Consider the following 4,696-nt stretch of genomic DNA (forward strand, 5'->3'; position numbering starts at 1 on the left):
AGAATCCTTCACCGTATAGTATTGGAAGCACGTTGCGTGTGTAATGCAAATCTTTAGTAAGCCAATCATACTGTTGAAATGTAATTAAACTTTATACTTAACCCAAGATGTCTGCGATGAAAATCAGCGCGGTATTATTTCTGTCAGCAGCCGTGTGTATTGCCGGATTTATTATAGTCACCTGTTTTAATGCGCACCATTATGCAGGCTGGCTGTTGATGGCTTTCTTCCTTTCTATTGGTATAGCGATTCGAAAGTATGAACTGCTGAGGGGATATTCATTTACCATTATGATTCTGGCAGCCGTTACCGTGGCGATGTATTACCCCGGATACTTTATATCGATCGGCAATTTTAAATTCTCCCGGCTCATCGTCCCGCTTATGCAGATCATCATGTTTGGAATGGGAACAGGCTTAAGCGCGAATGATTTTTTGAGAGTGATAAAAATGCCGAAGGGAGTAATTGCCGGTGTAATGTGTCATTACTTTATCATGCCACTGGTTGCCTTTGCTATCACACGCATCTTTTCATTCCCCGATGAAGTGTCGGCCGGTATAATTCTGATCGGCAGTTGTCCCAACGGTCTCGCATCGAATGTAATGACATACCTGGCGCGTGCGAACCTCGCACTATCGGTAACGCTTACCGCTATATCAACCTTTATCGCGCCTTTTGTTACACCGTTGTTCATGCAATTACTGGCCGGGCAATATATACACATTGATTTCTGGAACATGGTATGGGACATCACAAAAATTGTCATCATCCCGGTGAGCGCAGGATTGATCTTCAACCGCTTTATACATGGACGCTTCAAAGTGCTGGATGATATTCTTCCCGCAGTCTCCATGATTGGCATCGGCCTCATCATAGTCGTGATTACCGCTGCAGGTCGCGATGCACTATTGGTGGTGGGAGGGTATCTTATTCTCGCGATGCTGGTTCATAACCTGAGTGGATATTTTCTGGGCTACTGGTCTGCGCGAGTCCTGCAGCTACAGGAAAAAGATTGTCGAACCATTGCCATCGAGGTGGGCTTGCAAAATGCAGGGCTCGGTTCCAGCCTTGCCTTAGCCATGGGAAAGTTATCAACGGTTGGGCTGGCACCAGCAGTGTTTGCACCCATCATGAATATTACCGGCTCTTCTCTGGCACTCTGGTGGCGGGCCCGACCAACAGCAACCGATGCTGCTATGCGCGTATCCCGGGAAGAGCATTCCATTAAACATGCTAAAACATAATTTACTTTTTGTATGCTATATAAAAATATTATAGTGCTTGTCTGCTTCATTTTAACTTCGTTTACCCTTGCATGCGGACAGCAAATTTCAAAAGACGAACTTATTTTCCTGACACCGGAATGGAAGGGAGAACGCTATGCTGACGGGCGCCCCAAAGTGCCCGATAACATTCTCGATCGCATGAAGCTGGTAACACTGGAAGAAGCATGGGCAGTGTTGCGAAATGAAAATTACAGACACCAGTTTGACGATGGATGGATGATGATCAATCCCGACAGCGTGCTGGTAGGCCGTGCTGTAACCGCGACCTTTATGCCGGGGCGGCCCGATATACACCAGGCGATTGATGATCGAGGGCATACTCGCGACAACCGTATCAAGTCGCAGAACAGCTGGCCGATAGACATGCTGACGAAACGCGATGTATACGTAGTTGATCAGTTCGGTGCACACGAAGACGGGCCAACCATTGGCGACAATCTTGGTAATTCAATTTATACGAAGACCGGCAACGGCATTGTATACAACGGAGCCATCCGAGACATTAAGGGCCTGAAAGAGATAGGCTCGTTTACTTCTTTCTTTCGCAGCTATCATCCCTCGCATCACTTGAATGATCCGAAAGGCCAGTTGAATACAACCCTGGTTGGTATAAATATACCCACACGTATAGGCCAGGCAACAGTTATGCCGGGAGATGTAGTGCTCGGTCGTGACGGTGGTGTGATTTTCATTCCGGCTCACCTCGCAGAGAAAGTGGTCAAGACCTCTGAAGTAGTAAGGCTCCGCGATATGTTCGGGCATCAGCGTCTTCGCGAACAGAAATATACTCCCGGACAAATAGATTCAAGATGGTCAGATGAAATTGAAAAAGATTTTTCGCAGTGGCTTCGCGTCAACGTTGATAAACTCCCCGTATCGAAAGAACAAATACAGGAATTATTGAAACAACGAACCTGGTAAAGTTGAAGTGTAATCAGAATGTTTATGGCTAACACAAAATCAAGACGAGCGTTTTTTAAGAAGGCAATTACAGCAGGAGCAATGCTTACACCGCTCAGCGCTACATTCGGTGCGGGTCTTACGCAGGCTATGGAGCGAAATACATACTATTCCAAACCTGCAGAACTGAAGATCACGGAAGTGCAGTGCGCTTTTATCCGTTTTGGAAGCTCACTGTTTGTGAAGATACAGACCGACCAGGGTATATATGGATGCGGCGAAGGTGTTGATGCTGTAGCCGGCACTTATCACTTTGTTAAAGCATTGGAGTGGCGCCTGAAAGGTAAAAATCCTTTGAACGTACACAGACTTTTCGATGACTTGCGGAAGTCGGGTATATTTCAGGGTGCGCAGGCAGGAATGTATGTTGCCGTGTTGTCGGCCATCGAGACAGCGTTGTGGGATATAGCAGGGAAAGCGCTGGGTGTTCCGGTATATCAATTACTGGGAGGAAAGTTTCGCGACAAGATCAGGGTATATTGTGATACGGCATTGTATCAGCGAAATCTGCCGACACCGGAAGATTTCGCAAACGCGGCTACTGAAGCGAAGAAGATGGGATTTACCGCGATCAAGTTTGACCTCGACCAGCGAAACGATCCGAAGAAATACGACAGCTATAATTGGACAGCCAGTCCCGGAGAATTAAAAAGAATGGTCGATCAGGTAACAGCAGCACGCGAGGCGGTAGGACCAGAGATCGACATCTGCTGCGATATGCACGGTCGATACGATGGTGTAACAGGCCAGCAGATTGCAAAGCGACTGGAGCCGCTAAATCTGATGTGGCTCGAAGAGCCGATTCCTGCAGAAAATCCGGAAGCCTATAAAATCATTTCAGAGTCGACCACAACGCCGATCTGCGCAGGCGAAAATCTTTACCTGGCCTATGGGTTTCGCCGTTTACTTGAGATGGGAGCCATTGATATTATCATGCCCGATCTTCAGAAAACCGGTGGGCTGGGAGAGGGCCAGCGCATCGCGAATCTGGCAAGCCTCTATTATGTTCCCTTTGCTCCGCACATGGTAGCCTCTTACCTCGGAGCGATGGCGTCCTGCCATGTATGTGCATCTGTTCCAAACTTTATGATTCTCGAGTGGCAAATGTATTTTCACACCGATGCCATGTATAAAGAAATTGTAAAGTTTGATGGCCCTATGGTAGAGAATGGATTTATCACACTCTCCGAAAAACCAGGTATAGGGGTTGATATAAATGAAGAAGGCATGAAGAAATATGCAGCACCAGGGTATCCGTTTTTTAAGTAGTGGTGTCTGGGAAAGATGCGAGTGAAGTTTTTATACTTTATTTACTGAAGGTTAAAGTGATTAAGGCCGGTTGATAATTAGCAGTGAACATTCATTTCTGAAAGACTGCTGTTTTGCAAGATTGTGCTGGTTGGTGCGAAATTGAGTTTGTGCTTTAGGCAAAATTGCAGGCGCACCCTTGAGAGTCTTTTCCGCGAAGTTTTCGCCAGCGAAAACTTCGCGGAAAAGACCTAAAAAAGCTTAGTCCTGTTGTGCCGCCAGCGGCACAACAGGAATGCATTGTTGTTGTGGACTCATGCTTTGGCTGGTGTTCTTCACCAACAATCACATCCAAATCCCACACTGATTAGACACACTGGGATTTTTTGGTGCATTTGTCGGCTAAGCCGAACACCAACAAGGGCGAGGGGTAATTATAGCCGTGGGAAAAATGTTTAGGAAGTATATTGTGAATCTTAGATTCAAAGCCGGCAATTCGAAATCAACAAACTAAAGCTAATAGAACTTGGTCACCTAGCCGAATATAGCCATAAAAGTTTAGTATCAAATTTACTGATGAAAAGGATTGGGACTTTTCCGATCTTATGTCTCCGCAGAGTCTCCCCTTCGGGGACTCTGGCGGAAGCACACTTCAAATCAATAAGCACCTACTGTAATCTTCTAATATCGAATTATACCTGAATAGGTAAGGGGGTCTGCTAAGGCGCAGAGTCCTCTGCGAGAGACTCTGCTTGGACATCAAAGTAAACTCACTTTTGTTTTGCCAAGTTGTTCGTTAATTTTTACCTAGCTCATCGTTTCGCATTCCAATATCAATCATTAGTCCGGTTTGCTGGAAAATGTTACCTGAAAACCATAACAGTCATGAAACGTAATTTCCTTTCTCCCATATTCTGTTTTGGTAACTGTTTCAATTATTTTGGCTTTACCTTCTAATCGCTTCTCTAACCCGACTATGGTATCCATTTTGAAATAAAGACCACAGTTATTTGCATTTGTAATAGTATTCTCCAATTGGGGGTACAACATAAACTTAGCTTCATCCCAGCACATCATTGCCCAGTCTAGCCCACAATCGGGTTCTTCATGAATTCCAATGCACTTAAACCCAATGGTTTCGTACCATGATTTTGCAAAAGCAACATCAGGAACGCGAATAAAAGGAAGTATTGCTGTCATAA

General features: G+C 45.5%; 4 protein-coding genes. 3 read left to right on the plus strand and 1 reads right to left on the minus strand.

What is annotated here, in order from left to right; genetic code table 11:
• Positions 1-116: 116 nt before the first annotated feature.
• The 3 genes from V7Q33_RS19935 to V7Q33_RS19945 are packed head-to-tail and all read left to right on the plus strand — an operon-like array spanning position 117 to position 3,515.
• A complete protein-coding gene (locus tag V7Q33_RS19935) occupies positions 117-1,244 on the plus strand; it encodes a bile acid:sodium symporter family protein (protein WP_333821016.1) in 1,128 nt (375 codons plus the stop codon).
• 12 nt (positions 1,245-1,256) lie between these two features.
• On the plus strand, positions 1,257-2,207 hold the full coding sequence (locus V7Q33_RS19940) for an RraA family protein (RefSeq protein ID WP_333821017.1): 951 nt from the start codon (positions 1,257-1,259) through the stop codon (positions 2,205-2,207).
• Positions 2,208-2,231: 24 nt separating this feature from the next.
• Positions 2,232-3,515 carry a mandelate racemase/muconate lactonizing enzyme family protein gene (locus V7Q33_RS19945; protein WP_331975193.1) on the plus strand — a complete coding sequence of 428 codons (1,284 nt, stop codon included), beginning with the start codon at positions 2,232-2,234 and terminating at the stop codon, positions 3,513-3,515.
• Between the two features lie 819 nt (positions 3,516-4,334).
• On the opposite strand, the gene V7Q33_RS19950 is transcribed toward V7Q33_RS19945, so the two are convergent.
• The coding region (locus tag V7Q33_RS19950; protein WP_333821018.1) for a VOC family protein at positions 4,335-4,696 on the minus strand (362 nt) is incomplete at its 5' end.

Origin of the sequence: Ohtaekwangia sp., from assembly GCF_036786105.1 — a bacterium.
In the GTDB taxonomy this organism is placed as follows: domain Bacteria; phylum Bacteroidota; class Bacteroidia; order Cytophagales; family Cyclobacteriaceae; genus Ohtaekwangia.

Excerpts from the sequence above, each read along its gene's own strand:
- V7Q33_RS19935 (WP_333821016.1), top strand. The coding sequence starts at position 117 with ATGAAAATCAGCGCGGTATTATTTCTGTCAGCAGCCGTGTGTATTGCC.
- V7Q33_RS19940 (WP_333821017.1), top strand. The coding sequence starts at position 1,257 with ATGCTATATAAAAATATTATAGTGCTTGTCTGCTTCATTTTAACTTCG.
- V7Q33_RS19945 (WP_331975193.1), top strand. The coding sequence starts at position 2,232 with ATGGCTAACACAAAATCAAGACGAGCGTTTTTTAAGAAGGCAATTACA.